This window comes from Arenibaculum pallidiluteum (assembly GCF_017355985.1).
GTDB lineage: Bacteria > Pseudomonadota > Alphaproteobacteria > Azospirillales > Azospirillaceae > Arenibaculum > Arenibaculum pallidiluteum.
The window spans coordinates 192,359-218,119 of sequence record NZ_JAFIQU010000001.1; the positions used below are offsets into that span (position 1 = coordinate 192,359).

Annotated in this window: 24 protein-coding genes; 7 read left to right on the top strand and 17 right to left on the bottom strand. The window is 69.5% G+C overall.

Features of this window, described 5'->3' with window-relative positions; translation table 11 throughout:
* The first annotated feature begins 240 nt into the window (after positions 1–240).
* The gene (locus JUB13_RS00935) at positions 241–2,994 is read left to right on the top strand and encodes a hybrid sensor histidine kinase/response regulator (RefSeq protein WP_236024643.1); all 2,754 of its coding nucleotides are present in this window, start codon (positions 241–243) and stop codon (positions 2,992–2,994) included.
* Positions 2,995–3,194: 200 nt separating this feature from the next.
* Here JUB13_RS00935 and JUB13_RS00940 read toward each other — a convergent pair whose 3' ends face one another.
* The 4 genes from JUB13_RS00940 to JUB13_RS00955 form a co-directional block, all read right to left on the bottom strand.
* Positions 3,195–3,413 (bottom strand): hypothetical protein, encoded by a 219-nt coding sequence (locus JUB13_RS00940; RefSeq protein WP_207476405.1) that lies wholly within the window; start codon positions 3,411–3,413, stop codon positions 3,195–3,197.
* On the bottom strand, positions 3,410–3,592 hold the full coding sequence (locus tag JUB13_RS00945) for a hypothetical protein (protein ID WP_207476407.1): 183 nt from the start codon (positions 3,590–3,592) through the stop codon (positions 3,410–3,412). The genes JUB13_RS00940 and JUB13_RS00945 overlap by 4 nt, the downstream gene beginning before the upstream one ends.
* An 84-nt stretch (positions 3,593–3,676) precedes the next feature.
* On the bottom strand, positions 3,677–3,838 hold the full coding sequence (locus JUB13_RS00950) for a hypothetical protein (protein WP_207476409.1): 162 nt from the start codon (positions 3,836–3,838) through the stop codon (positions 3,677–3,679).
* A gap of 157 nt (positions 3,839–3,995) precedes the next feature.
* Positions 3,996–4,976 carry a hypothetical protein gene (locus tag JUB13_RS00955; RefSeq protein ID WP_207476410.1) on the bottom strand — a complete coding sequence of 327 codons (981 nt, stop codon included), beginning with the start codon at positions 4,974–4,976 and terminating at the stop codon, positions 3,996–3,998.
* 219 nt (positions 4,977–5,195) lie between these two features.
* Here JUB13_RS00955 and JUB13_RS00960 point away from each other — a divergent pair, with 219 nt between their 5' ends.
* Positions 5,196–5,696, top strand: coding sequence for a YciE/YciF ferroxidase family protein (locus JUB13_RS00960; protein WP_207476412.1), 501 nt, complete (start codon positions 5,196–5,198; stop codon positions 5,694–5,696).
* Positions 5,697–5,834: 138 nt separating this feature from the next.
* Here the strand turns inward: JUB13_RS00960 and JUB13_RS00965 are convergent, their stop codons facing one another.
* From JUB13_RS00965 to JUB13_RS00975, 3 genes are all read right to left on the bottom strand, one after another.
* On the bottom strand, positions 5,835–8,711 hold the full coding sequence (locus JUB13_RS00965; protein ID WP_207476414.1) for an ATP-binding protein: 2,877 nt from the start codon (positions 8,709–8,711) through the stop codon (positions 5,835–5,837).
* A 186-nt stretch (positions 8,712–8,897) separates the two neighbouring features.
* Positions 8,898–10,466: a cisplatin damage response ATP-dependent DNA ligase gene (locus JUB13_RS00970; protein WP_207476415.1), complete on the bottom strand. Its 1,569-nt coding sequence runs from the start codon at positions 10,464–10,466 to the stop codon at positions 8,898–8,900.
* Entirely contained in the window at positions 10,463–11,560 is a 1,098-nt protein-coding gene (locus JUB13_RS00975; protein WP_207476417.1) for a ligase-associated DNA damage response exonuclease, read from the bottom strand. The genes JUB13_RS00970 and JUB13_RS00975 overlap by 4 nt, the downstream gene beginning before the upstream one ends.
* Positions 11,561–11,641: 81 nt before the next feature.
* Here JUB13_RS00975 and JUB13_RS00980 point away from each other — a divergent pair, with 81 nt between their 5' ends.
* Together JUB13_RS00980 and JUB13_RS00985 are read left to right on the top strand one after the other, a co-directional pair.
* Positions 11,642–12,589 carry a carbohydrate kinase family protein gene (locus tag JUB13_RS00980; protein ID WP_207476419.1) on the top strand — a complete coding sequence of 316 codons (948 nt, stop codon included), beginning with the start codon at positions 11,642–11,644 and terminating at the stop codon, positions 12,587–12,589.
* Positions 12,590–12,634: 45 nt separating this feature from the next.
* The gene (locus tag JUB13_RS00985) at positions 12,635–13,588 is read left to right on the top strand and encodes a pseudouridine-5'-phosphate glycosidase (RefSeq protein WP_207476421.1); all 954 of its coding nucleotides are present in this window, start codon (positions 12,635–12,637) and stop codon (positions 13,586–13,588) included.
* A gap of 102 nt (positions 13,589–13,690) precedes the next feature.
* On the opposite strand, the gene recA is transcribed toward JUB13_RS00985, so the two are convergent.
* Positions 13,691–14,731, bottom strand: a complete 1,041-nt coding sequence (gene recA / locus JUB13_RS00990) for a recombinase RecA (RefSeq protein WP_236024644.1) — start codon at positions 14,729–14,731, stop codon at positions 13,691–13,693.
* A 389-nt stretch (positions 14,732–15,120) separates the two neighbouring features.
* Positions 15,121–16,323, bottom strand: a complete 1,203-nt coding sequence (locus JUB13_RS00995) for an MFS transporter (RefSeq protein WP_207476425.1) — start codon at positions 16,321–16,323, stop codon at positions 15,121–15,123.
* 73 nt (positions 16,324–16,396) lie between these two features.
* On the opposite strand from JUB13_RS00995, the gene JUB13_RS01000 reads away from it, so the two are divergent.
* A complete protein-coding gene (locus JUB13_RS01000; RefSeq protein ID WP_207476427.1) occupies positions 16,397–17,368 on the top strand; it encodes an AraC family transcriptional regulator in 972 nt (323 codons plus the stop codon).
* Between the two features lie 103 nt (positions 17,369–17,471).
* Here JUB13_RS01000 and JUB13_RS01005 read toward each other — a convergent pair whose 3' ends face one another.
* From JUB13_RS01005 to flgB, 8 genes are all read right to left on the bottom strand, one after another.
* A complete protein-coding gene (locus JUB13_RS01005) occupies positions 17,472–19,997 on the bottom strand; it encodes a PAS domain-containing hybrid sensor histidine kinase/response regulator (protein ID WP_236024693.1) in 2,526 nt (841 codons plus the stop codon).
* A 418-nt stretch (positions 19,998–20,415) separates the two neighbouring features.
* A complete protein-coding gene (locus JUB13_RS01010; RefSeq protein ID WP_207476429.1) occupies positions 20,416–21,237 on the bottom strand; it encodes a DUF1194 domain-containing protein in 822 nt (273 codons plus the stop codon).
* An 88-nt stretch (positions 21,238–21,325) separates the two neighbouring features.
* Entirely contained in the window at positions 21,326–22,405 is a 1,080-nt protein-coding gene (flhB, locus tag JUB13_RS01015) for a flagellar biosynthesis protein FlhB (RefSeq protein WP_207476431.1), read from the bottom strand.
* Positions 22,406–22,423: 18 nt separating this feature from the next.
* The gene (locus tag JUB13_RS01020) at positions 22,424–23,197 is read right to left on the bottom strand and encodes a flagellar biosynthetic protein FliR (RefSeq protein WP_207476433.1); all 774 of its coding nucleotides are present in this window, start codon (positions 23,195–23,197) and stop codon (positions 22,424–22,426) included.
* A gap of 7 nt (positions 23,198–23,204) precedes the next feature.
* Positions 23,205–23,480, bottom strand: coding sequence for a flagellar biosynthesis protein FliQ (gene fliQ, locus JUB13_RS01025; RefSeq protein WP_207476435.1), 276 nt, complete (start codon positions 23,478–23,480; stop codon positions 23,205–23,207).
* Between the two features lie 121 nt (positions 23,481–23,601).
* A complete protein-coding gene (gene fliE / locus JUB13_RS01030) occupies positions 23,602–23,904 on the bottom strand; it encodes a flagellar hook-basal body complex protein FliE (protein WP_207476436.1) in 303 nt (100 codons plus the stop codon).
* 20 nt (positions 23,905–23,924) lie between these two features.
* Entirely contained in the window at positions 23,925–24,335 is a 411-nt protein-coding gene (gene flgC, locus JUB13_RS01035; RefSeq protein ID WP_207476438.1) for a flagellar basal body rod protein FlgC, read from the bottom strand.
* A 17-nt stretch (positions 24,336–24,352) separates the two neighbouring features.
* Positions 24,353–24,760 carry a flagellar basal body rod protein FlgB gene (gene flgB, locus JUB13_RS01040; RefSeq protein ID WP_207476440.1) on the bottom strand — a complete coding sequence of 136 codons (408 nt, stop codon included), beginning with the start codon at positions 24,758–24,760 and terminating at the stop codon, positions 24,353–24,355.
* Positions 24,761–25,109: 349 nt separating this feature from the next.
* Between flgB and JUB13_RS01045 the strand changes: the two genes are divergently transcribed.
* Both JUB13_RS01045 and JUB13_RS01050 read left to right on the top strand, forming a co-directional pair.
* Positions 25,110–25,409, top strand: a complete 300-nt coding sequence (locus JUB13_RS01045; RefSeq protein WP_207476442.1) for an EscU/YscU/HrcU family type III secretion system export apparatus switch protein — start codon at positions 25,110–25,112, stop codon at positions 25,407–25,409.
* The gene (locus tag JUB13_RS01050; protein ID WP_207476444.1) at positions 25,406–25,741 is read left to right on the top strand and encodes a hypothetical protein; all 336 of its coding nucleotides are present in this window, start codon (positions 25,406–25,408) and stop codon (positions 25,739–25,741) included. Before JUB13_RS01045 ends, JUB13_RS01050 begins: the two co-directional genes overlap by 4 nt.
* Positions 25,742–25,761: the final 20 nt, after the last annotated feature.

Sequence of the window (25,761 nt, forward strand, 5' to 3'; positions counted from 1 at the left end):
AGCTTCCGGCGTCGGAGGGCGCGGGTCAGCTTGCGTCCGTCCAGCTTCCGGGACACGGGGTTAATGGGTGAGGCTGCCTTTCCGAAACGGCTGGCTTGGTTGATGTCTGCTTGGAAGGGTCGGACGAAGGAGGCTCGGCTGATACTTATGGCTGCCGACGGTCCTGGATCGGCGAGGCGGCTCCGCCTTCCGTGGGTCGCTGTCGCAAGCACCCTGCCGCTGGTTGTTTTCGCGGCGGCCATGATCGTAATGGTGGGTAATCAGCAGCAGAGGTCCGTCGAGGATTTCCTTCGGCATGCCGCCTCCGCCTCGGTCCGCGTGGTCGAGGAGCGGGTATCGGAGGCCAGGAGCGCGCTCGAGATGCTCGGCACCGCGTGGACCCTGGACATCGACGACGAAGCCGCCATCGCCGACCGGGCGCGTCGCGCACTCCACGGCCGGCCGGACTGGTTCGCGCTCGAGATCCGGGACAGGGCCGGCCGCACGCGAACCTTCCTGCCTGACATCGAAGCACGGCGAGGTGTCTTCGGCTTCAACGCCGACCGGGGCGACGCCGTGGTCAGCTCCGGCGAGACGCGGGTCGGCGGCGTCCAGGCCGAGCCCGGACAGGGCCGGGAGCCATCCTTCCCCGTCAGCGTCCCCGTCTTCGGCGAAGCCGGCGTCTCGCATGTCCTGACGGCACATGTCCGGGCATGGGCCGTCAACCGCGCGCTTCGGGACCAGGGCCTGCCATCCGGATGGGCTCTTGCCGTTCTGGACGGCGACGAGCGGCTGATCGCGCGGACGCTGTCGGACGACCCGCTGGACCCCAACATCGGCATGCCCCCGGGCGGGTCCGTGCTCGAGGGCTTGCACAGCGGCGCCCCCTTCTTCTTCGGACGGACGCTGCACGGCGTCCGGGTCTACACGACGGCCGCCCTCTCGGCCGCGACCGGTTGGACCGTCGTGCTGGGGGCACCCGCCAGCGACGTCGAAGCTTCGGTGCGGCGAACGAGCCTCGCCGTAATCGGCGGTGGCAGCGCGGCGCTGGCCGCCGCGCTGGCGCTCGGGTGGTTCGTCGCGCGCTCCTACGCACGGCGGGAAACGGCGGAGCGCCGAGTCCTCGCGCTCGAGGCTGCGGCGGCGGCCGAGCAGCGCTCGGCGGCCATCCTCGACAGCACGACCGACAGCGTCTTCGAGCTCGACCGCGAATGGCGCGTGACCTTCATCAATCCCAGGGCGCGACGGCAGATCGCCGGAGATCAGGACCTGATCGGGAGGGTTCTGTGGCAAGCCTTCCCCGAGGTGGTCGGAACGGTCTTCTGGAACGAGCTCCATCGCGCGGCGGCCGAGCAGGTGCCGGTCGAGTTCGAGGCGGCGGAGCCCGGAAAGGACCGGTGGTATGCGGTCCGCGCCTTCCCGTCGCCGACCGGTCTCGCGGTGTATTTCCAGGATGTTACGGAGCGCCGGCGCCTCGCAGAGGACCTGAGGCGCCAGCAGGTGCTGCTGGACCGGGTGATGGAGACGCTGCCGGTGGGCGTCTTCGTGATCGGGGACGGGGGCCGAATCCTCCGGGCCAACGCCGCCGCGCTGCGGATCTGGGGCGGGTCGCACGAGGCCGGCAAGGAGCCCTTCGCCGATTGTAGGGCCTGGTGGGCGGACACCGGAAGGCGACTGGAGCCCCGGGACTGGCCGGCCGCGCGGGCGCTCGCCCGGGGCGAGACATCGCTGAACGCGGTGATCGAGATCGAATGCTCGGACAGGACCCGGAAGACGGTCCTGAACTCCGCTCTTCCGGTGCACGATGCCGACTGGAAGCCGATCGGCGTCGTGGTCGTCGTCGAGGACATCACCGAGCGCTTCCAGGCGGAGCGGATGCTGCGCGTGGCCAAGGAGGAGGCCGAGCAGGCGGCGGTGACCAAGACACGGTTCCTGGCCTCGGCCAGCCACGACCTGCGTCAGCCCATGCAGTCGCTCTTCCTGTTCACCGGGGCGCTGCGCGGGCATGTCGAGGGCGAGAGGGGCTTGAACGCTCTCCAGCACCTGGAACATGCCCTGGACGCGCTGAAGTCGCTGCTGGACAGTCTCCTGGACGTGTCGCGACTGGATGCCGGGGTCGTCCAGCCGACGGTCGAGGTTTTCCCACTGGCGATGCTGCTCGACCATATCACCGCCAGCTACGCGCCGGTCGCGCGGGCCAAGGGCCTGGACTGGCGGACGCCGCCCTGCCCCTTCCATATCCGCAGCGATCGCGTGCTGCTCGGCCGCGTTCTCCGCAATCTCGTCGAGAACGCGATCCGCTACACGGCCGAAGGCCATGTGGAGATCCGCTACCACCCCGAGGGCGACCTGCTGCACATCGATGTCGCGGATACCGGGATCGGCATCCCGACCGGCGAGATCACCCAGATCTTCGAGGAGTTCCACCAGGTCGGGAACCGGGAGAGGGACCGCAGCCAGGGGCTCGGGCTCGGCCTGTCGATCGTGGAGCGCATCGGGCGCCTGCTTGGCCATCCCGTCACGGTCCGGTCGGAGGTCGGCCGCGGTTCGACCTTCAGCATCGCGGTTCCCATCGCGGCGCAGGTCCCGGCGGGAATGCCCGTCCGCGTGCCCGAGGCCCAGGCGCCGCTGGAGGAGGGCCGGCTTGCGGTTGTGATAGACGATGACGCCATCGTGCTGCTCGGCCTCCAGGAAATCCTGAAGGAGTGGGGATACGAGGTCCTGGGTGCGGCCTCTCCCGGCGAGGCGCTGGAGAGGCTGCGCGAGGGGCATCGCAAGCCCGACGTGGTGATCGCCGACTACCGGCTGCGGAATGGCGAGGTGGGCACGAACGCGATCATGGCGATCCGCGAGCTCTTCGACGTCGCGATCCCGGGCATCGTCGTGACCGGCGAGACGGGCCCCGAATGCCAGCGCGACGCCGCCCGGCATGGCTTTGGCCTCATGCACAAGCCGGTGACCCCGCGCCAGCTTCGCGGCGCCATCGACCGGTTCATGAAGGCGACCGGAACTTGAAGGCCGCGAAATAGCCGGCGTGGCGCAATCGCCCCCCCACCGCGCCTGGAGCGGCTCGATGTTCGCCTTGAACCTCGAATCGCTCCCAGCCCGTCGAAACCGGAGCGGATTCGCTCGACCTGGTGTCCGCACCAGACCGCGCTCCGCTCTAGCGCGGGTATTGCCGTCCTGGCGGCAGTCTGCGGCAGCCGAGCCTCCCGTCAGGCGCCGGGTGCGGGCTCGACCTCGCCCCGCCCGAGATAGCGCAGGATGCTGCCGTCGGCAAAGCGCACGTCGTAGAGCACGCGCGCCAGCGTCCGCGCGACCACCGTCCCCTGCCGCCCGCCGACCCGCACCGCGGCACCGAGCCGGAACGCCCCCGCATCCGCCCCGATGCGCAGGGCACTAATGGTAGCCGTCCCTGTCAGAGCCGTGCTCATGGGATCGAATGCGGCCGCGCGGGCGGGCCCTGGAAGGCCTCTACGCGCGACAGCTCCATATGATCGACGACCTGCCGGGCCCAAAGACGCGCGTCGTCCAGCGAGCGCCGGCGCGGCCGGAGGTCCAGGTGCTTCCAGAGCGCGTAGGCGATGATCTCGATCAGCACGTCCCGTGACATCCGCTCTCGTTCCATGCGTCCATGCTGGCACGGGAACGAAAAGTGAACAAGTTCCTTTGCTAATTAACCATTCGGCGCGGCCGCTCACGCGGCGAGGCGTATGCCCCTGAGCCCGTTGCGACGCAGGCGGCAATAGGCCGCGAACTCGCGGTCGAGCAGCATCTGGGCGAGGCGCAATGGCTCGATCTGGTCCGAGATCGCATACTGGTACAAGGTCTCGTACTCCTTGATCCGCTCGGCCGTCATGGGGATCCGCTCCGCGCCGTTGCTCACGAATCGCGAAACGGGACGGCGTGCCGCATCGTTCAAGCACGCGTCGGGCGCAGACGCAGTGCTCCGCGCTACGCCTTAAGAGCAGGATGGCTCGATGGGCTGAATTCGGCAGGGACCAGGAACCCGCGGCCTAGAAGCCCCAGAGGAGCCGCCGGTCCCGCCGCTCGGCCAGGGCCCGCTCGGCCTCGGCGCAGGATACGAGCGCGATGCCGGAGGCCGCCTCGGCGTAGTTCGGCATCACCAGCTCGGCGATGTTGGCGGCCCTTGGATCAACCAGCTCGGCCACGGCCTTGGACATGCCGCCTGCAAGGTGCAGGAAGTAGGCGTTCCGGAAGGCCGTGTTGACGCACCAGCCGACCAGGCCCGGCTCGGCCGTGCAGCGGTCATGGTCGAACAGGAACGGGTAGTGCTCGGAGGCGTGCCAGGTCCAAACCAGATTGAAGCGCGGGTCCAGGAAATGGGCTAGCCCCGCGCGCAGCAGTTCGTAGCTGAAGGCGGAGTTCTCGAAGTCCCAGACGTCCCGGTCGTAGGCCTCGTAGACGCCCTGAAGGAAGGCGCCGTGCCGTGCCGGCGAGCAGACGAAGACACCGGAGTTCACATAGCGGTCCACGGGATCGGCGAAGCCCTTCAGCCGGTACATGTCGGGTATGGTCATGTCCGCGACGACGATGATGTCGTAGTCGACGCCGCGCCGACGCTTGGGCGCCATGCGCAGGTGGTCGAGCAGCAGGAAGCGGGCATAGCGGTTGAAGACGTCGTCGCGCGCCGTCATCCAGGGCGTGGCGTCGACGACGCCGATCCGGTCCTCCGGAACGCCCTCCGTGATGTCCGGCGCCACGGCCGCGTTGATCATGATGTCGGCATCGACCCAGACAACCCGCTCGAAACCCGCAAGTTCGGGCTCCGAGGCCACCAGCAGCTTCTGCCAGTGTATAGACTTGCGGCCGAGATCGGCGGCCGGATCGAGCAGCCGGCCGAGCACGACGAGCGCCATGCCGTGGCGGGCGCAGTAGGCCTCCCATCCCGGCCTGTAGAGCCGGTCGAACGCCTGTCTGTAATCCTCCCCGACCACCAGTGTCGCCAGGGCCGTCCTTGCCTTTCCTTGGGGCATGCCATCCATCCGTTCGCGCCGTCGACGATGGCCCCTTCGGGCGGTCCGCCGCAAGTGCGGAAGGGGGCGCACTGCGCGTGGAGAGCCCCCCGCGAGTCTTCCTCGGCAAGCCCGTCGGGGGAGCCGGGCGCGCCCGGATACCTCCGCGAGGAATAGGAACCGGCCGGCGGGGCCCCTGTTGTCCCGGGACCAACCCGAAACCGACCGAAGGGACCCACCATGGCTCAGCCGAAGTCCATGCGCGACCTCCTGATCGAGGAGCTTCGCGACATCTACCACGCCGAGAAGCAGGCGCTCCGGGCCTATCCGAAGCTGATGCGCAAGGTCAGCAGCGACAAGCTGAAGCAAGCCCTGCAGACCCATGCCGAGCAGACGGAAGGCCAGGTCGAGCGGCTGCAGCAGGCCTTCGAGGCGCTGGGCGTGGCGGCCCGCGGCAAGCTCTGCCACGCCATGGAGGGCTTGGTCGAGGAGGCCAAGGAGGTGATGGAGCAGGACCTGTCGCCCGAGCTCATGGACGCGGCCCTGATCGCCGCTGCCCAGAAGATGGAGCACTACGAGATCGCGTCCTACGGCACGGTCCATGCCTATGCGAACGCGCTGGGCGAGACCGAGGTCGCCAAGCTGCTGGAGCAGACCCTGGCCGAGGAGAAGCAGACCGACGAGCTGCTGAACAAGATCGCCATCGACGACGTGAACAAGAAGGCTATGAAGGCCGCCTGACGCCATCCGGGTTCGCGGTGAACCCGGCTTCGCTTCCAGGCGCACGGGCCATTGGCTTCGTGCGCCTGGCTGCCCCGCCGACCGAGATTGCGCCGAAGGATAATCAGCGGGAGCGGCGCGCGCCGCTCCCGCGGGCGCTCAGCCGGCGCGCGCCGCGGCGATGCCGGATTGCTCGACGGCGCGCCGCGTGTCGGCCGAAACCTCCTTGAGCGCGGCGACGAGTTCCGTCACGTCCGTGCCGCGGCCGATTTCCACCAGGAAGAGGTCGAAGACGAACGCCAGGCGCGTGGCTCCCAAATTGGCGGTCATCCCCTTCAGCGCGTGGGCTTCGACGGAGGCGGCTGCCCGGTCGCCCGCGGCCAGGGCACTCTCGATCCGCGCCAGCCCCATCTCGACGCCGCTCACCCCTGCCCTCAGGATCATCGCCAGCCGCTGCTCGCCCAGGGTGGCCCGCAGGTCGCCGAGAGTCGGCGACGAGAGCAGGGTCAGCGCCGGAAGGGTCTCCAGAGCCTTGCGCGGGCCCGCGCCGGTGGCCGGGGCGGGGCTGCCTCCGTCGGCGACACTGCCGGCATCGCCGCCGAGCGCCGCGAGGAGCCGGGGAAAGTCGATGGGCTTTCCGATGAAGTCGTCAAAGCCTCCGGCCAAGCACGCGTCCTGAACGCCGGGATCCGCATCGGCCGTCAGCGCGATGATCCTGCGGGGAATCCGATCGACCGGCAGGCGGCGGATCGCGCAGACAGCCTCCAGACCGTCCATCACGGGCATGTGCAGGTCCAGGATGACGGCATCCCAGGGACCGCCGCGCTCCACCGCCTCGACCGCCTCGCGGCCGTTCTCGACCGTGACGATCTCGTGCCCGGCATGGGAGAACCGCGCCGCCACGATCATGCGGTTCACGTTGACGTCGTCGGCGAACAGGACGCGCAGTGGACCACCCCGACGCGGCGCGGCGGACGACGGCTCCGCGGCGGCTTCCGCCGGCGGCGTTCCCTCCTTCAGGGTCAGGAGCACCTCGAAGGTGCTGCCCTCGCCAGGCTTGGACGAGACGCGGACCTCGCCGCCCAAGGCGTCCACCACGGACTTGACGATGGCAAGGCCGAGCCCCGATCCGCCGAAGCGGCGGGTCGTCGACGCGTCGCCCTGCGCGAAGGGCTGGAAGAGCCGCGAGAGCTGCTCCTCGGTGATGCCGATCCCGGTGTCCGACACAGCCAGCGTGACCCTGAGCCGGCCGCCCTCGATCCGCGAGGCCCGCGCCGAGACGCTGATTCGGCCCCTGGCCGTGAACTTCGTCGCGTTGCCCAGCAGGTTGAAGACGACCTGCCGCAGGCGGCTCGGATCGCCGCAGACCCAGTGCGGCACCTGCTCGTCGATGGCGAGGTCGAGGGCGACGCCCTTCGCCGCCGCCCCACTTTCGAACAGGGTCTTGGCGTCGGTCAGCAGCTTCCAGAAGTCGAAGTCGACGGTCTCCAGCTCCACGCGGCCGTTGCTGAGACGCGAATAGTCCAGCACGTCGCTGAGCACGCCGAGCAATCCCTCGGCGGAGCTGCGCAGGGTCTCCAGCAGGCGCCGCGCCTCGGCCCCAAGCCCCCCCTCCAGCATCAGGAGGTCGACGACGCCGAGCACGCCCGTCAGCGGGGTCTTGATCTCGTGGCTCATGGTGGCAAGGAAGCGCTCGCGCACCTTCACGGCCTTCTGGGCGAGGTTGCGGCTTTCCTGCAGCTCGGCCTCGCGTGCCTTGCGCTCCGAGATGTCCATTACCGAGCCGCGGATCCGGACGACGGCCCCGTCCTCCTGCACGGCCTCGCCGGCCTCCAGAAGGTGGACGACGTCCCCGTCCGGCCGGACCAGCCGGTACTCCACCTCGCCTGCCCTGCCGGCGACGAGGTCCGCGGAGAAGCCGGACCAGCGCGCACGGTCCTCGGGATGGACCATCGAGACGAGATCGTCGACGCTTGGCGCCGGCTGCGCCGGGTCGAGGCCGAAGATCCGGTATGTCTCGACGGACCACCGCCCCTCCCCGGTCGTCGTGTCCCGTTCCCAGCTGCCGAGCCGTGCGATGCGCTGCGTCGCGCTGAGCTGCTCGTTCAGCAGCGCGAGCTCGGCCCGCTGGCGGCTCCGGCTGCGGATCGCGGTTAGGATCACGAGCGCAAGCACCACGGCCGCGACCGACACGGCGACGGCGCCCAGCACCGTGCGGATGGCGAGCGCACGCCACGACGCCAGCGCCACGTCCTCCTTCACGCCGATCGACACCGTCAGCGGATAGCGCTGCACGCGCGAGGTCGCGACGATCTGGATGGACTCGCCCTCTGCGTCCATCAGCCCCGGCGCCTCGAGCCCGTCCTTGCCGGGGGCGGAATAGGCGTTCAGATCCTTGTCGACGGTCTTCAGCAGGTCGAAGGGCGACGAAGCCGTGGAAGCCCGCGGGCGGCCATCGTCCCCCATCACCACCATGGACGCGCCACGGACATTCGTGCGCGCGTGCAGGCGGGTGAAGAGGTCGGGATCGAGAGCCAGCAGCAGGACGCCGTCGAAGGCGCCCCGCGGGTCCGACAGGCCCCGGCTGACCAGGAGCGAACGCCGGCCAGTATTGCGGCCCGACACCGTCTTGCCGATGAACATGCCCTCGTAACGGCCGCCGCCCTGATCGCTATGGGCGACGATATGCTCACGGTCGCCGAGGTCGAGCCATTCGGGAGCCCCGCCCGTGCTCGACGCTTCGAGCGTGCCATCCGGGCGCACTACGGCGGCCTCGAGCGCGATGTCGGGGATCGCGTGGCGCCGGGTTATCATGCCGAGATCGTAGCCCTGGCGGTTGCCCTCGATCTCGGCGCCCAGGCTGTTGGAGAGCTGCTCGACGTTCAGGAGCAGCCAGTAGGTCTGCTCCGCGAAGGACGTGCTGAGAGCGCCCGTCTCGTTCAGGGTCTCGCGGTACGCATCCACCTGCTCCTTGTTCAGGAACAGCACCGCGCCCGACCACGTCGCCAGCATGAAGAGGGACGTGGCTCCGGCCATCAGACCGGTCATCCATCGCTGGAATCGGGCTTCGATCTTCCTTAGTGGCAAGTCACGGGACCACGGGCATGGCGGGAAGGGCATCGGCAGGATGCGGGACCCGCAATAACAATCGATTAACCTGCATAAGGATTTGGGCCTGCCGAACGCAACGATTGTTTTTGTGCCTCGCCGATTGGGCCGGCACTATTCGACGATCAGCCGCTCCAGCATTTCCAGTCGGTCGGCCTCGGCGGCCGGCTTGTCCCAACGGATGCGATGGACGCGCGGGAACCGCATGGCGACTCCACTTTTGTGGCGAGTCGAGCGGTGCACGCTGTCGAAGGCGACTTCCAGCACCAGCCCCGGGGCCACCTCGCGCACGGGACCGAAGCGGCGGACGGTGTTGTTCCGGATCCAGCGGTCGAGCCGCACCAGCTCCTCGTCGGTGAAGCCGGAATAGCATTTTCCGACGGGCACCAGCTCGCCCTCGCGCCAGACGCCGAAGGTGTAGTCGGAATAGAAGGAGCTGCGCTTTCCATGGCCGCGCTGGGCATACATCATCACGACGTCCAGCGTCAGCGCACCACGCTTCCATTTGAACCAGGGCCCCTTTGGCCGCCCGGGGACGTAGAGGCTGTCGGCCCGCTTGAGCATCAGGCCCTCGATCGCGGCCTCGCGCGCCCCTGCCCGCAGCGCCGCCAGCGTCTCCCATCCCTCGAAGGGGATCAGCGGCGACAGGTCCATGCGCCGCGGGGCGACGCGGGCGTGCCAGAGCTCCAGCCTCTCGCGGCGGGCCCCGAACGGCATGCCGCGCAGGTCCTCGGGCCCCTCGAACAGCAGGTCGTAGAGGCGGACATGGGCAGGGAAGTCGCGCAGCATGCGCGCGGTCACCTGCTTTCGATTCAGGCGCTGCTGGAGGTCGTTGAAAGGCGCGACCTGGCCGTCGCGCACGACCAGGAGCTCGCCATCGAGCACGGCGTCGAAATCCATGACCTCCAGGATGTCCGGGAAGGCGCGGCCGATATCGTCGCCGGTGCGCGAATAGAGGCGGCGCTCGCCCCCGCGCGCGACGACCTGGACGCGGATACCGTCCCACTTCCACTCGGCATTGTAGGCCACGGGATCGAGCGCGCCGAGGTCGGTGTCCTCCAGCGGGTTTGCGAGCATCAGGGGCCGGAAGCCCGCCCCTTCGGAGACCGCCGGCCTGTCCGCGCGCCCCTCCAGCCAGGCGAAAAGCGGTGCGTAGGGCGGCGTCAGCCCGTGCCAGACCTCCTCAATGGCATCGACGTCCTGGCCACCCCATTCCGCCAGGGCCGTCTTGGCGAGCCGCGCCGAGACCCCGACCCGCAGCGACCCCGTGATCAGCTTGATCAGCGCGAAGCGTCCGTCGGCGTCCAGCGCGTCCAGCCACCGCTCCAGGAGCCCGAGCACGGCGCCGCGGTGCGCCGCGCCGAGGGCCTCGACCACCTCGCTCAGCGTCGGCTCGCGGTTCGCGCCCGGCCGCTCCGGCCAGATCAGCGCCACGGTCTCGGCCAGGTCGCCGACGAAGTCGTGCGACCAGCCGAAGAGCACGGGATCGACGCGTTCCATGACCAGGGCGCGCACGCCGGCCGGCTTTGCGGCCGAGAAGCTCAGCGCGCCTGTCAGCGCCGCCAGGCCCCAGCCGCGGTCGGGGTCCGGCACCTGCGCGAAATAGTCCGCCATGAGGCGGATCTTGCCGTTGCGCGAGGGCATGAAGACCAGCGCGTCGAGCAGGGCCGCGAAGGTCCTCACGCGTCCTCCGGGGCGGACAGCGGCAGGACGTCGCCCGTGGGCGGCTCCTCCTCGCCGGCCAGCGGCGGCGGCTCGCCCTCGCCGCCCTCGTCGAAGCCGACCAGGGCCAGCGCCTCGGCGGCGATGCCACGTCCGCGCGCCCAGTGGACCAGCGGTTCCTCGTTGCCGTGGGTCACCCAGAGCTGCCGCGCGCCCAGCTCTGTGATGGTCTCGGTCAGCTCGTCCCAGTCGGCATGGTCGGAAATCACCAGCGGCAGCTCGATCCCCCGCTGGCGGGCGCGCTGGCGCACCCGCATCCAGCCCGACGCCATGGCCGTAACCGGATCGGGAAGGCGCCGTGCCCAACGGTCGGCGATGGCCGAGGGCGGGGCCAGCACGACACGGCCGCGCATCTCCTCCCGCGTCGCGGCGAGGGCGGGCCTCAGCTCGCCCATCGGCACGCCGAAGCTCTCGTAGATCGCGCAAATCGGCACCAGAGCGCCGTGCAGATAGATCGGGTCGTCGAAGCCGGCGCCGCGCAGCTCGGCGATCAGGCGCTGGCACTTCCCCAGCGCATAGACGCCGACCACGTGGGCGCGCTCTGGGAAGAGCGCCAGCGAATGGACGAGCTTCGCGATCTCGTGGCCGGTCGGAGGGTGGCGGAAGACCGGAAGCCCGAAGGTCGCCTCGCTGACGAAGAGGTCGCAGGGCACGGGCTCGAACGGCGCGCAGGTGGGATCGAGACGGCGCTTGTAGTCGCCCGAGACGACGACGCGCCGGCCTCGCCATGTCAGCACCACCTGGGCGCTGCCGAGCACGTGGCCCGCCGGAACCAGGGCCACGTCCACCTCGCCGAGGCGCAGGACCTCGCCATATGGCACCGCCTGCTGCGTCTGTCCGGCCGCCGGGCCGATGCGCTGGCGCATGATCGCGAGAGTCTCGGCCGTGGCCAGCACCGCCCGATTTCCGGGCCGGGCATGGTCGGCATGGGCATGGGTCACCACGGCCCGGTCGACGGGACGGACCGGGTCGATATAAATGCCGGCGGGCTCCACGAAGAGGCCTTCGGGACAGACGCGGATCCAGCTCTCGGGACGTTCGGGAAGGGCAGCCATTCCAGGAATATGGTCCCTCGAAGGCGCATCGCCATTGCCGGACCCGCGGACGGGTGCAAGAATCTGGGGCGGGATCTCCGCATGCCAGAGGGATCTTCCATGGCCGTCCTGTGCATCGGCGCCGCCCATCTCGACCGGAAGGCGCGGGCTCTCCGGCCCGTGGTCGGGGGCAGCTCGAACCCGGTCTCGACGCGGACCGCGCCAGGCGGAGTCGCCCGCAACGTGGCGGCCGGCCTCGCCCGGCTGGGCGCCGAGGTGGGCATGCTGACCCGCGTCGGCCGCGACCCGGAGGGGGATGCGGTGATCGCGGCGCTGGAGGCCGAGGGGATCGGGACCGAGCTGGTGACGAGATCGCCGCAGCGCCCGACGGCCTGCTACACCGCACTGCTGGGGCCCGATGGCGAGCTTGCCGTCGCATTCGCCGACATGGCGGTCTACGACGAGCTGCTGCCGGCACGCATCGAGCGGCTGATGCCGCGGATGGCAGCCTTTCCGAACTGGTTCCTTGACTGCAACCTGCCGCGCGAAACTCTGGAATACCTTGTCGCGAACCGGCCCGTGCAGACGCGGCTGCTGGTCGACGCCGTGTCGGTGCCAAAGGCGGTGAAGCTCGACGGGCTCCTGGCCGGGGTCGACACGGTCTTCGCCAACCGGGACGAGGCGGCCGTCCTGACTGGGCTCGCGATCCGGGCGCCGCTGGATGTCTGCGTGGCAGGGGCGCGGCTTCTGGAGGCCGGCGCCCGGCGGGCCGTGATCACGCTGGGCGTCGAGGGCGCATTCCTCGCGACCTTGGACGAATTCGCATTTCTGCCCGCGCTGCCGGCGGCGGTCCGCGAGGTCACCGGCGCAGGCGATGCCACGATTGCCGGATTCATCTGCGGGCTCATGCGCGATCTCACGCCGGCAGCGGCATTGCGCCTGGGACTGGCCTGCGCCGCCATGGCACTGGAGAGCGAAGGCGCCGTGCCGACCGAGCTGAATGTCGCCGCTGCGTTGCGCCGGGCCGGGTTGGACCCGGTGCCGGCCTGACAAATCCGAGGGGAAGGTCCCCCGAGAGGTCAATAAGGGACGATCATGCACGAGTTTCTTTCCGTTCGGCCCGAGGTGGCCGCGGCTCTGCGCGACAGGCGGCCGGTCGTGGCGCTGGAATCCACCATCATCTCCCACGGCATGCCGTGGCCGCGGAACGCCGAGACCGCACGCGCCGTCGAGGACGCCGTGCGCGCGGCGGGAGCGGTGCCGGCGACGATCGCGGTGCTGGACGGGCGGGTGCGTATCGGCCTCGACGACGAGGACCTAGAGCGCCTCGCCCGCGGCGGGGCCGCAGTGACCAAGCTGTCGCGCCGCGACATGGGCATCGCCATCGCGACCGGCGCAGATGGCGCGACTACCGTCGCGGCGACCATGATCTGCGCGCGGCTCGCCGGAATTGCCGTCTTCGCGACGGGGGGCATCGGCGGCGTGCACCGCGGGGCAGAGACCAGCTTCGACATCTCGGCCGATCTGGAAGAGCTGGCGCACACGCCCGTGGCGGTCGTCTGCGCGGGTGCCAAGGCCATACTGGACCTGCCTAAGACGGCCGAATACCTGGAGACACGCGGCGTCCCGGTGCTGGGCTGGCGGACCGACACCCTGCCCGCCTTCTACACCCGGAGCAGCGGCCTGCCGGTGACCCGCCGCTGCGAGGACGCGGCCGAGGTTGCGCGCATCCTGGACGCCCAATGGCGGCTCGGCATCCAGGGCGGCGCAGTGGTCGCCAACCCGATCCCGGAGGCCGCGGCCATGGATCCCGCCGAGATCGACGCGTGGATCGAGGAGGCGCTGGCGGACGCCACGCGTCGCGGCGTCGCCGGCAAGGAGGTGACGCCGTTCCTGCTGGCCCGGGTCGAGGAGCTGACAGGCGGCCGCAGCCTGGATGCGAACATCGCGCTCGTCAAAGAGAACGCCACGGTCGCGGCGGGCGTCGCCGCGGCGCTGGCCGAGCTTGCGGCCACCCGGCTGCCGGCCCGCCCTGCGCGCATATGGTAGGCGCGGCACCGGCGCGGCGGGCGCCCGCCGCGCCGTAACCCCAAAACGGAGCGGCCCGCGCCGAAAGGCGCGGGCCGCTGGTACGGCGTATGCCGGAGACGGTCAGTCCGGGCTGGACGCGTCACCGTCGGCCTCGGGCGTGCCCATCATCGCCGAGGCGACGAGGCCCGAGTTCGAGCGGATCTTGTTCTCGACGGCGCCCGCGATCTCGGGGTTCTGGCGCAGGAACGCCTTGGCGTTCTCGCGCCCCTGGCCGATGCGCTGACCGTCATAGCTGAACCAGGCGCCGGACTTCTCGATCACGCCGGCCTGGACGCCGAGGTCGAGCAGTTCGCCCACCTTGGACACGCCCTCGCCGTACATGATGTCGAATTCCACGACCCGGAACGGCGGGGCCATCTTGTTCTTCACGACCTTCACGCGGGTCTGGTTGCCCACCACCGTGTCGCGGTCCTTGATGGCGCCGATGCGGCGGATGTCCATGCGGATCGAGGCATAGAACTTCAGCGCGTTGCCGCCGGTCGTGGTTTCGGGGTTGCCGAACATCACGCCGATCTTCAGGCGGATCTGATTGATGAAGATCACCGTGCAGCGCGACTTGGAGATCGAGCCCGTGAGCTTGCGCAGCGCCTGGCTCATCAGCCGGGCGTGCAGGCCGACATGGCTGTCGCCCATCTCGCCCTCGAGCTCGGCGCGGGGCACCAGCGCCGCGACCGAGTCGACCACCAGCACGTCGATGGCGCCCGACCGAACCAGCGTATCGGCGATCTCCAGCGCCTGCTCGCCGGCATCGGGCTGGGAGATCAGCAGATCGTCCACATTGACGCCAAGCTTGCGGGCGTAGGACGGGTCGAGTGCGTGCTCGGCGTCGACGAAGGCGCAGGTCCCGCCGGACCTCTGGGCCTCGGCGATGGCGTGGAGCGCCAGCGTCGTCTTGCCCGAGCTCTCCGGCCCGTAGATCTCGATGATGCGGCCGCGGGGAAGGCCGCCGATGCCGAGCGCAATGTCGAGGCCGAGCGACCCCGTCGAGATCACGTCCGTCTCGACCGCGTTCTCGCGCGCCCCGAGCTTCATGATGGAGCCCTTGCCGAACGACCTTTCGATCTGGCTGAGGGCCGCCTCGAGCGCCTTTTGCTTGTCCATGGGATTGTCAACCAAACGCAGGGGTACGGACATGGTGCGGCCCTCTTCTCTCACACGGGACAGGCGAGTTCAATGGCCGCACTGTACACGTTCCGTTCCCATCGCCCAAGAGAAAACTGGAACGAAGAGTGAACATGCGCTCGGCCGCGCTGCTGCGTGGAGGGTCCAGGGGATCGCGCGCCCCGGTCCGTCACGCGGGGCGCGCCGTTCCGCCATATGGGGACGGAACCGGTCCGAGGGTAGCTTTTTCAGGGTGCGAAGTCACGAATGCGACCGACAGCACCGCCGGGGCCGGCGCGGCGGTGCCGTCGGTGCCGACTCGGCAGGCGGGACCGGGAGCAGGGCCGTGCCGCACGGCATGCGGCGGGCCATCCCAGTCCCGCCATCCCTCACGCGAGCGCCGGCCGCCGGGTCTGCGCGGCCGCGCACAGGCAGGCCAGCGCCGCGGCGGCGGCGCAGTAGCCGATCGGCCCGCGGGGACCGAAGCCGTCCACGAGCAGGCCGCCGAACACGGCGCCGGACGCGATGGCGACCTGGAATGCCGTCAGCAGAAGCCCGCCCGCGCTCTCGGCGTGGTCCGGAGCGGCCCGCGTGATCCAGGTCTGGGCGCCGACGGGAAGCGCACCGAAAGCAAAACCCCATAGTGCCGTCGCAGCGCCGGACACCCCCGTCGAGATTCCGAGCAGGACCAGCGCCAGCGCCGTCGCCGCGATGGCCCCGGACGCGAAGGCGACGGCCACGCGCTCGCTGCGCTCGGCGAGGAAGCCGCCGGCGAAGTTGCCGAAGAAGCCCCCGACGCCGTAGGCGAGCAGCACCAGGGAGATCATGTCGACGCCCATGCGCGGCACCTGCTCCAGGAACGGGCGCACATAGGTAAAGGCCGCGAAATGCGCGGACACCACCAGAGCGACGATCGCGAGGCCGATTCGCACCCGTGGACGGCGCAGCAGCAGTCCGAAGGTGCCGAGCGTCGCCCTGTCCCTGGACGGCAGCGGCGGAACGGTGACGAACTGCGCCAGCAGCGCCGCCAGGGCGACGGCATCGGCAATGATGAAGGCGGCCCGCCAGCCCCACCGGTCGCCGATCCAGGCACCGACGGGCGCCGCGCAGACGGTGGCGAGGGAGACCCCCGTCAAGACGATCGCCATGGCCCGCGGCATGAGCTCCGGCGGAACGAGCCGCATGGCCAGGGCGGCCGACATCGCCCAGAAGCCGCCCAGGCTGATACCGAGAAGGATGCGCGAGAAGAGCAGGACCGGCAGGTTCGGCGCCGCCGCCGCCAGCGCGTTGGATATGATGAGCAGAGCCGTCAGTCCCAGCAGGATCCAGCGGCGGTCGAACCTGGAGGTGCCGATGACGACCGCGGGCCCCGCAATCGCGCCGACGACCGCCGTCGCCGTGACGGCCTGACCGGCGAGCCCGTCGCTGATCGAGAGGTCGCTCGCCATCGGCGTCAGGAGGGATGCGGGAAGAAACTCGGCCGTGACGAGGGCGAAGACGCCAAGCGAAAGGGAGACGACGGCCGGCCACGCGGCCGTCTCCCGTTCGGAAACGTCAGCGGCGCACTCAGCCGTCGCGGTGCATTCGGACATGGATCCTCCTTGGGCCTTTCGGGCGTTGAGAATAGGGCTGATGCCGTGGCGCTTACATGCTAGAAAGTCGAAAATGCTTGCTCGACCGTCCAAACCCGGAGCCCCTCCGAGCGACCCGCTGACCGAAATGCTGCGGGGCCTGCGCCTCGATGGCGTCGACTACAGCCGCTTCCGGATGGCCGAGCCCTGGGCGCTTGCCTTCCCGGAGCAGCGGGCGGCGCGCCTGCACTTCGTCTCGAGCGCGGGATGCTGGCTGCGCTGCGGCGAGGGCGAGTGGACGGAGCTCGGGGTCGGCGACGCCGTGCTCGTGTCGCGGGGGCGGGCCCATGTACTCGCGAGCGCTCCCGGCGTTCCGCCGGTGCCCGTGGGAACCTGCCAGCGCTCCCCGATCTGCGAGAACGTCTTCGCCGTGGACGGCGTCGGAGGGGCTGGCCGGACCAGCATCGTGGTCAGCAGTTCGCTGCATTTCAACTTCGACGCGATGCATCCGCTCATGCAGCTGATGCCGGACCTGATGCAGGCGCGCGATCTCGAGCGACACGAGCCCAGCCTCCCCCATCTTCTCGAGGCGATGGCCCGCGAGGCGCAACTCGACAGGGTCGGAGCAGGCGGCATCCTCGCCCGCCTCGCGGACGTGCTCGCCGCAAGCCTGATCCGGAGCTGGGTGGAGCACGGTTGCGGAGATGCGCGCGGCTGGCTTGCCGCCGTGCGGGAGCCGGATGTGGGAAGGGTCCTCGCGGCGATCCACCTGAACCCCGAGCGCGACTGGACCGTCGCAGCGCTGGCGAAGGTCATGGGCGCGTCCCGCTCGGGCTTTGCCAAGCGCTTCGTGGAGGTCGTGGGAGAGACGCCGGCGCGCTACATCCTGCGTGTGCGAATGCACCAGGCGCGGCTTTGGCTGGAGCGGGACCGCATGCGCGTGTCGGTTGCGGCCGAGCGCCTGGGATATGAATCCGAAGCGGCATTCAGCCGGGCGTTCAAGCGTGTCCTCGGCACCCCGCCGAGCCGGTTCCGCAGCAAGGAAGGCGCAGGCGCGCCCACCTGAGGCGGACGGCCGGGCGCTGCGAACGGGCACGGCGCGGACGATGCCCTGGCGGGCAGGACGGGCCGTCGAGCGCCACCGAGCCCGCTCGCCATCCTCGGGGAACTCAGGGCAATTCGCCGCGCAGCACGTCCTTCACCTTGCTGGCGAGCTGCTTCAGGCTGAAGGGCTTCGGCAGGAAATGGATCTGCGTGGGATCGTCGAGGTGCTGGCGGAAGCGGTCCTCGGTGTATCCCGAGATGAAGATCACCTTCAGGTCAGGCCGGGTCGCACGGACTTTCCGGATCAGCGTCGGCCCGTCCATCTGGGGCATCACCACGTCGCTGATCAGCAGGTCGACCCGCGTGCCCTCCTGGCCCAGCATCTCCAGGGCCTGCTCGCCGCTGCGCGCCTCCAGCACCTGGTATCCCTTGTTGCGCAGGGCTCGCGCGCTGAAGACGCGGACGGCGTCCTCGTCCTCGACCAGCATGATGTTGCCGGACCCGGTCAGGTCGGCCGTGCCGCGCTCACGCACGTCCTCGCGCGCGGTGGCGCCCTCGGCCGCGGGTTGCTCCTTGTATCGCGGAAGGTAGATCGTGAACTTCGCACCCTCGCCCGGCGCGCTGTCGACGAAGACGAAGCCGCCGGTCTGGCGCACGATGCCGTAGACCGTCGACAGCCCCAGCCCGGTCCCTGCCCCGACCTCCTTGGTCGAGAAGAAGGGCTCGAAGATGCGGCTGAGGTTTTCCTTGGGAATGCCAAAGCCCGTGTCGATCACCTCGATCATCACGTAGTCGCCCGGCGGCATCTCCTCGCTCTCGCGCCGGACCGGCTGGTCGGCACTGTGATTCCCCGTCACGATCGTCAGGCGTCCGCCCTCGGGCATGGCGTCGCGCGCGTTCACGACCAGGTTGATGATCACCTGTTCGAGCTGGCCCTGGTCCACCTTCACGAGGCCGAGGTCGCGCCCGTGCAGCATCCGCAGCTCGATGTTCTCACCGATCAGCCGGCGCAGAAGGTTCGAGAGCTCCGCCAGGACGTCGGTCAGGTTCAGCACGCGCGGCTGAAGGGTCTGCTGCCGCGAGAACGCCAGGAGCTGGCGCACGAGGTTGGCCGCCCGGTTCGCGTTCTGCTTGATCTGCATGATGTCGCTGAACGACTGATCGCCGGGCTTGTGGCGCAGCAGCAGCAGGTCGCAGAAGCCGATCATGGCGGTGAGCAGGTTGTTGAAGTCGTGCGCCACCCCGCCGGCGAGCTGGCCGACCGCCTGCATCTTCTGGCTCTGGGCGAACTGCGCCTCGAGGTTCTTCTGCTCCGTCATATCGATGAAGTGAAGGATCAGCCCGGCGCGGGTGGCTCCGGCGGCGCCAGCGTCGGTCCCGCTAGGCCCGGTGCCCCCGGTGGCGGTGGCGGTAGTTGTGCCGGTGGCGGAGGCTGCTGCCGTTTCCGACGTCTCCTGCGCCTTCCCGTCCTCGTCGGCCTCGTCGCGTACCCCAAACCGGCGAGCATAGAGCTGTGCCATCGGTTCGCGCGCGGTCCTCAGCCTGACCTCCAGCGGACCCGGCGGATCCCCGCCCTGCAGCACGGCGTTCAGGCGGTTCACCACCTCGGTGCGCTGGCTGCGATGGATCAGGTCGGCAAGCGGACGGTCCAGGACGTCCTCGATCCGGCTGCCGATCATGCCGAGGAAGGCGATGTTGCATTCCATGAGCCGGCCGAGCTCATCGACCAGCGCGATGCCAATGGGTGCGTCTTCGAAGATGCGTTTGAAGCGCCGATCGGACTGGCGCAGCGCGTTGCGCCACTCCCGCTCGGGCGTCAGGTCGCGCACGATGCCACGCGTGAGCTGACGATGCCCTTCCGGATCGGTCACCACCGACTGGACGATGCTGGCCTGGAACTGGCGGCCCCCAAGGCCCTTCAGCGCGACCTCGCCCCGATATGCCGGCGGCGGCAGGGCATCGGCCGGACCGGCCTCGGCGGGCGGCGCGGCCAGCACGGCATGCAGCCGCAGGCGCCCGACCAGTTCGTCCGGTCCGCAGCCGAGCCAGCGGGCGAAGGTCTCGTTCGCGAAGATGAAGCGACCCTCGGCATCGACCGAGTAGAAGCCCAGGGGAGCGCTATCGAGGAAATCGCGGAGATCGAGCGGCTCGCCGCCGGCCGCAGCCGGCGCGGGGACGACGGGCATCGCGGGCTGCCCCGCCCTGGCGCCGGGCGCCTCCAGGGCCGCGCCGCGCACCTCTCCGGCGGCCAGGGGCTCGATCCGCCACTGGACGTGTCCGGGAAGACGCGGCAGGGGCTGCGCTTCGAGCCGGCGCCACGACACCTCGCCATCGGGGCCGCGCACCGGGAGGTCGGCGCCATCCGCGATTCCGCCCCGGGCGCGCGCCGCCATGTCTCGAAGCCGGGCGAGCGCCGCGCTGTCGGACGCGAAATTGTTCTCCAGCGCCGACATGGCGGATTTCCCCGCGCCCCCAACCAGGAACCGGAATGCCGCGTTCACATAGAGCGCATGGCCTTCCGGATCGGTGATCAGCCGGCCTGCCGGCGCCGCCTCGAAGGCCTCCATCAGCAGCAGGCGCTCGCGGGCGGCGCGGTGCTCGGCCCTGTCCACGGCCCGTCCGATCGCCGCGGCCCCCGCCAGCAGCGCCATGCTGATGCCCGCGGCCAGGACTACCGGATCGCCCGTCACGCCGGCGGCGGCGGCCACCACGCCCAGCACCCCGACGGCGACCATGCCCGCGAGGCCGATCACCACGGGCCGGAGGACGCCTTCCGCCTCCGCCCGCGGCGCAGGGCGCGGCCGGGATGGCAGCGTCGGATCCTGCGTGGTCGCGTCCGGCAAGGCTTCTCTCCTCCTCAAGACCTCCGGCCCCTCACTTAGCGGATTGCGGCCCGCCGGACTAGAGTGGATCGCGATTCGGTTTGGGCGCCAGGTCGCGTGAATCCGCTCTAACATCAATGAGTTGGCCGCGACCCGAGCTTGCAGGCGAAGCCAGATCGCTCTGGCCGAGGGCGGCAACCGGTCCCGCGGGGGCCCGCTTCGCCAGGGACGGTGCCCGGCGGCGCCCTCAGGGCTCGCCCCAGGAGGGCCGGGAGTAGCCGGCCATGCAGTTCACCCGCGCCGCCACCTTCCGCAACGACGCCGGGCTCGCTGCCGGGATCACCACTGGGGAGCCGGTGCTTCCGGCGATCTCCAGCACAAGCTTGCGCCGGATGCCCTCGCCGATGTCCTCGGGCCTGCGGACCGGCACGATGAAGGCGCCCACGCCTCCGATCACGCAATCCTCGTAATAGAGGTCGAGCTCGCCCGGGGCCAGACCCCAGTTCCAGCCCTGGTCGAGCGTCAGGGGCAGGCCGTTGATCACGATGCCGCGGGCAAGCACGGCCTCGCGGACCGGGGGCAGCGGCATGCCGGAATTGTTCGGCCCGTCTCCGGACACGTCGATCACGCGGCGCAGGCCCTCGAAGCCGTTGCCGTCGAAGAGCCGCGCCGCGAAGGCCAGCGCGCCCGAGATGGAGGTGCCGCGGATCCGCGCCTCGGGCGCGGCGGCAAGGACCGCCGAGGTGTCCCGCGCGCTCGCCGGCCCGTCGATGATCCGCCAGGGCAGGATCACCTGCTGCGCATCGGCGCCGGCCCATTCCACATAGGCGAGGGCAATCCGGCCGTGCGGCCCGGAGGCGATCGCCCGGACGACCTCGGGATGGGACAGCGCCTCGACATAGCCCTGGCGCTGCACGCGGCGCTCCTCGGCGTCCATGGAGCCGGAGACGTCGACGGCGAGGACCAGCTCCAGGTCCACCGGGACATCCTGGGCCTCGGCGCCGCGATGGGGCAGCGCCGAGGCGGCGAGAGCCGCAGCCATGACAGCCAGCCGAGCCAGCACCGGCATCCCGCACCTCCCGTCCTCGCCCAGGGCCGAGAGGCTACCCGCGGCGCCCCGTGCTTGGAAAGCGGCAAGGCTGATCCGCGGCCGCCGATCAGCTGCCGGGAAGCTCGCGCCGCTTCAGGCGGAAGACGTAGGAGATCACCTCGGCCATCGCCTTGTAGTGCTCGGGCGGGATCTCCTGCTCGACCTCTACGCTGGCGTAGATGCCGCGGGCAAGCGGCGGGTTCTCGACGATGGGCACGTCGTGCTCCTTCGCGATCTCGCGGATGCGGAAGGCCAGCAGGTCGGCCCCCTTCGCCAGCAGGATGGGCGCCTGCATGCTGCCCGGGTCGTATTTCAGCGCGACCGCGAAGTGGGTCGGGTTCGTCACGACGACGTCGGCCTTGGGCACGTTCGCCATCATGCGCTGGCGCGCACGCTGCATGCGCAGGCTCCGGATCCGGCCCTTGACGGTGGGGTCGCCCTCGATCTGCTTGTATTCCTCCTTGACCTCCTGCTTCGTCATCTTGAGGTCCTGGAAGAACTTCCAGCGCTGGTAGACGAAGTCGGCGGCCATGATGAAGGTCAGCACCAGCACGACCCCGTTCAGCATGTCGACGATCAGGAGGTGCGACTCCTTGAGCACCATCGCCATGCCGAGTCCGGCAAAGTGCTCGAGCTGGGTCATCATGGGCGCGAGCGCCATGTAGATCACGGCGCCGACCACGGCCATCTTCGCGAGGCTCTTCCCGAACTCGATCAGCGAGTTGACCGAGAACATCCGCTTGAACCCGCCCATCGGGTTCAGCTTCTCGAACTTGGGGATCAGTGCCTGGGTGGAGACCAGCCCTCCGGTCTGCAGGAGCGTCGCGGCGATCCCAGCGGCGGCCAGCAGTGCGGTGGGGATCCCGATGACCTTCACGATCAGCCAGGCGAGCTCGCCGAGGATGCGGCCGACACTGCCGGCATCCATCGGCTTCAGCGCCGCCTGCGCCAGGAAGGTGGTTAGGCCGTCCTGGAGCTGGCCCGCCAGCGTCGGCGCCAGCGACGAGAGGACGACAAGCGTCATGGCCAGCGTCGCCCAGATCGACAGTTCCCGCGTCATCGGGACCTGGCCCTTGCCGCGCGCGTCCGAGAGCCGTTTGCCTGTCGGGTCTTCGGTCTTCTCGCTGCCGTCCTCGTTCTCCGCCACGGGCGCCTCCGCCGGAACTCAGGATCGCAGGAAACCGATCATGCTGTCCTCGAAATGGCCGAGCCAGAACATGGCCACGGCGGACAGCACGAGCGTCATCATGAACAGGCCCAGCGCCACCTGGACCGACATCATCACGAAGAAGATCTGGATCTGGGGCGCGAGCTTCTGCAGGACCCCCATGCCGCAGTTCAGCAGCATGAAGACGATCAGGAAAGGCGCCGCCATCTCGGCCCCGATCATGAAGCTGCGGGCCGTCAGATCGAGAATCGTCGCCGTGAGGTCGCCCATCAGGGGCATCTCGGCGGGCTTCAGGAACTCGTAGCTCTGCACCACCGCCCGAAGCAGCATGTGGTGCAGGTCCGTCACGAAAAGGAGCGTCACGCCGAGCGTGGACAGCGCCAGCCCCATGAGCGAGCTCTGCGAGGCGAGCGCCGGATTGAACAGCATCACGGCGGCGAAGCCGGTCTGGATCGAGATGATCATGCCGGCGACGTCCAAGGCCGCGAACATGATGCGCGCGACCAGGCCCAAGAACAGCCCGATGAAGCTCTCGATCATGACGAGGACCGCCAGCCCCGCGGCAGAAGCCGGCAGAGGCGGCAGCATCGGGGAGACGACGGGCGTCGCCACCATGGACAGGGAAAGCGCGATCAGCAGGCGGATCCGCATGGTCACCACGCCGTCGGCGAAACCCGGCAGCATCGTGAAGGCGGTACCTATGCGGGTGAAGGTCAGAAGGAACGCATAGGCCTGACCGGCGAAGAGCTGGCTCAGGGCTTGCTCGAGCATCGTCCGGTCAGGATCCCGTGCCCAGGCCGATGATCTTGTCCATGATGTGCTGCGTGAACGTGATCAGCGAGGACAGCATGAAGGGCGCCAGGAACAGCAACGCCACATAGACCAGGATGATCTTCGGCACGAAGGTCAGCGTGGCCTCCTGGATCTGCGTCAGGGTCTGGAAAATCGAGATCGCGATACCGACGATCAGCGTGATCAGCATCACCGGACCTGCGACCTTGATGGTGACCATCATGGATTCCCGCAGGATCTCGATAACCTCGGTTGCGTTCATGCATTCTGCCCTGGCCGGCGGCCCCGGCCATGGCCGGGTCGGCAAAAAGCCTAGGCCGACAGGGTGAACGAGCCGTTAAGATGTTGGCCGGGCGCGGCGGACCGGGCCGGGACCGCCGGGGTCACACCGGCATGCGCATGATTTCCTGGTAGGCGTTGACGACCTTGTCGCGGACGGACACCACGGTCTGCAACGTGACCTCGGCATTGCTGAGGGCGCTGACGACGTCCAGCAGATCGGCCTTCCCGACCGCCGCGGCGGCGCTGACCTTCTCGCTCTGGCCGATGTTCTCGATGGCGCCCTCGGCCGCGTTCTTGACGAGGTCCAGGAAGGATTCGCCCGGGCCGCCGGCCGCCTTGGGGCCGGAGCCCGCCTTGGCGGCATTGGCATAGGCGCTGATGGCGTTGGCAACGGTGGTGACCATGGTGTCCGCTCTCCGGAGGATCAGGCGCGCAGGAGGTCGATGGTGCGCATCACCATCTGCTTGGACGCGTCGATGACGTTCAGGTTTGCCTCGTAGCTGCGCTGGGCCTCGCGCATGTCCATGCTTTCGACCAGCGAGTTGACGTTCGGCATCATCACATAGCCCTCGGCGTCCGCGCTGGGATGGCCGGGCTCGTAGCGGCGCTCGAAGTCGCTCCTGTCGACGCCGACCTTGTCGATGCGCACCGTGTTCACGCCGAGCTCGCGGTCGAGTTCGTTCTTGAAGGTCACGGTCTTGCGCCGGTAAGGCAGCCCGTCCGGCGTCGGCGCGGTGGAATCGGCATTGGCGAGGTTCTCGGCGATCACGCGCAGGCGCACGCCTTGGACCTTCATGCCCGCGGCCGAGATCTGCATCGTCCGGTCGAGTTCCATTTTCCGATCCTCCTCGCTCAGGCGCCGCCGCGGCCGATGGCCAGCTTCAGCATCGCAACGTTTTTGCGGTAGATCTGCGTCGCAAGCTGATAGTCCGCGCTGCTCTGCGCGACCTTCATCAGCTGCTCCTCCAGGACGACGGCGTTCCCGTCCAGCGCGGTCTCATACGTTTTGCGCTCGCGCTGCACCGTTCCGCCGGACGCATCGGAGGAGACGCCCGACAGGTGGCTGCCGTCCGTGCGCGCCGGCGGAAGCCGCACGCTGGTGCGCAGGGCCGATTTGAAGTCATAGGGCGTCAGGTCGCTGGGCCGGAAGCCGGGCGTGTCGGCATTGGCAATGTTCTGCGCCACCACCTCCTGGCGGCGGCTCAGCCAGTCCATCTTGCCCTTGATCAGCCGGAACAGGCCCAGCTTCTCCATGTCCATGGCACGCCCCCGGAATCCACCAGCGTCGATCCTGTCGGCGCCGCGGTTAATTTTCCGTTGAGGCGGAAGACCCTCCGCGCGCCGCGCCCGAACACCAAGCAAAGCCCGGGCCACGTGAAGCCGGCAGGTGAACCCAGGAGGAAGATTCCAGTGCGGGCGCGCCTTCCGGCCGCGCCACGCGCCGCCACGCGGTCATGCCTTCGCGGCATCCCGCCGGGACGGCAAAGTCCGCCGGGCATTTCCTGCCGGGAGCGAGACATGGCATAAAGCCTTCCTTAAGCATGAGCCGGTAGCTTGGCACCGCCCATTTCGCTAGGTCCGTCTGCAGAGGCGTGCCGCGAGGAGATCCATGCCGCCCGAGAGCCATCGCCCGAAGCAGCCGATCGCGGTCGCGCTCCAGTACGAGCTTGGCGGCCCTGAGCTGCCGCGCGTCACGGCTACGGGCCGCGGCTCCATCGCCGAGAAGATCCTGGAGCTCGCCTTCGCGAACGGCGTGAAGGTGCGCGAGGATGCGGATCTGGCTGAGATCCTGTCGGCGGTCGACCTGGACTCCGAGATCCCTGCCGAGGCGCTGATCGCGGTCGCGGAGATCCTGTCCTACGTATACCGCGCCAATGGCAAGCTGCCGCCGCGGAGCGGCGCACGATGAGCTCCGCCGGCGAAGAGCCCGGGCGCGACATCCAGGGCGTGTTGATGATGCTGCGCGACTCCCGAAGGCTGATCGAGGCGGGCGTGCTGGTCGACCTTGTCGGGCTCGACATCCAGGTCGAGGCCGCCTGCAGGACCATCGCGTCCATGGACCCCACGGCGGCACAGACCCTGCTGGGCGACCTCGCGGCCGTGGCGGCGGAGCTGGCGGCCATCGAGGCGGAATGCGCGCGCCGGCGCGAGGCGCTGGCACCCGTGCCGGTCGGTCCGGCCCAGGCCGACCGGAACCGCGCCGTGACTGCCTATTCAAGGAACCGTGACGAGGGTCCCTGACTCTCCCAGTCCCACTTCCA

Excerpts from the sequence above, each read along its gene's own strand:
- JUB13_RS00935 (WP_236024643.1), top strand. The coding sequence starts at position 241 with ATGATCGTAATGGTGGGTAATCAGCAGCAGAGGTCCGTCGAGGATTTC.
- JUB13_RS00940 (WP_207476405.1), bottom strand. The coding sequence starts at position 3,413 with ATGAGCACGGCTCTGACAGGGACGGCTACCATTAGTGCCCTGCGCATC.
- JUB13_RS00945 (WP_207476407.1), bottom strand. The coding sequence starts at position 3,592 with ATGTCACGGGACGTGCTGATCGAGATCATCGCCTACGCGCTCTGGAAG.
- JUB13_RS00950 (WP_207476409.1), bottom strand. The coding sequence starts at position 3,838 with ATGACGGCCGAGCGGATCAAGGAGTACGAGACCTTGTACCAGTATGCG.
- JUB13_RS00955 (WP_207476410.1), bottom strand. The coding sequence starts at position 4,976 with ATGCCCCAAGGAAAGGCAAGGACGGCCCTGGCGACACTGGTGGTCGGG.
- JUB13_RS00960 (WP_207476412.1), top strand. The coding sequence starts at position 5,196 with ATGGCTCAGCCGAAGTCCATGCGCGACCTCCTGATCGAGGAGCTTCGC.
- JUB13_RS00965 (WP_207476414.1), bottom strand. The coding sequence starts at position 8,711 with ATGGCCGGAGCCACGTCCCTCTTCATGCTGGCGACGTGGTCGGGCGCG.
- JUB13_RS00975 (WP_207476417.1), bottom strand. The coding sequence starts at position 11,560 with ATGGCTGCCCTTCCCGAACGTCCCGAGAGCTGGATCCGCGTCTGTCCC.
- JUB13_RS00980 (WP_207476419.1), top strand. The coding sequence starts at position 11,642 with ATGCCAGAGGGATCTTCCATGGCCGTCCTGTGCATCGGCGCCGCCCAT.
- JUB13_RS00985 (WP_207476421.1), top strand. The coding sequence starts at position 12,635 with ATGCACGAGTTTCTTTCCGTTCGGCCCGAGGTGGCCGCGGCTCTGCGC.
- recA (WP_236024644.1), bottom strand. The coding sequence starts at position 14,731 with ATGGACAAGCAAAAGGCGCTCGAGGCGGCCCTCAGCCAGATCGAAAGG.
- JUB13_RS00995 (WP_207476425.1), bottom strand. The coding sequence starts at position 16,323 with ATGTCCGAATGCACCGCGACGGCTGAGTGCGCCGCTGACGTTTCCGAA.
- JUB13_RS01000 (WP_207476427.1), top strand. The coding sequence starts at position 16,397 with ATGCTTGCTCGACCGTCCAAACCCGGAGCCCCTCCGAGCGACCCGCTG.
- JUB13_RS01005 (WP_236024693.1), bottom strand. The coding sequence starts at position 19,997 with ATGGCGCTGCTGGCGGGGGCCGCGGCGATCGGACGGGCCGTGGACAGG.
- JUB13_RS01010 (WP_207476429.1), bottom strand. The coding sequence starts at position 21,237 with ATGCCGGTGCTGGCTCGGCTGGCTGTCATGGCTGCGGCTCTCGCCGCC.
- JUB13_RS01020 (WP_207476433.1), bottom strand. The coding sequence starts at position 23,197 with ATGCTCGAGCAAGCCCTGAGCCAGCTCTTCGCCGGTCAGGCCTATGCG.
- fliQ (WP_207476435.1), bottom strand. The coding sequence starts at position 23,480 with ATGAACGCAACCGAGGTTATCGAGATCCTGCGGGAATCCATGATGGTC.
- fliE (WP_207476436.1), bottom strand. The coding sequence starts at position 23,904 with ATGGTCACCACCGTTGCCAACGCCATCAGCGCCTATGCCAATGCCGCC.
- flgC (WP_207476438.1), bottom strand. The coding sequence starts at position 24,335 with ATGGAACTCGACCGGACGATGCAGATCTCGGCCGCGGGCATGAAGGTC.
- flgB (WP_207476440.1), bottom strand. The coding sequence starts at position 24,760 with ATGGACATGGAGAAGCTGGGCCTGTTCCGGCTGATCAAGGGCAAGATG.
- JUB13_RS01045 (WP_207476442.1), top strand. The coding sequence starts at position 25,110 with ATGCCGCCCGAGAGCCATCGCCCGAAGCAGCCGATCGCGGTCGCGCTC.
- JUB13_RS01050 (WP_207476444.1), top strand. The coding sequence starts at position 25,406 with ATGAGCTCCGCCGGCGAAGAGCCCGGGCGCGACATCCAGGGCGTGTTG.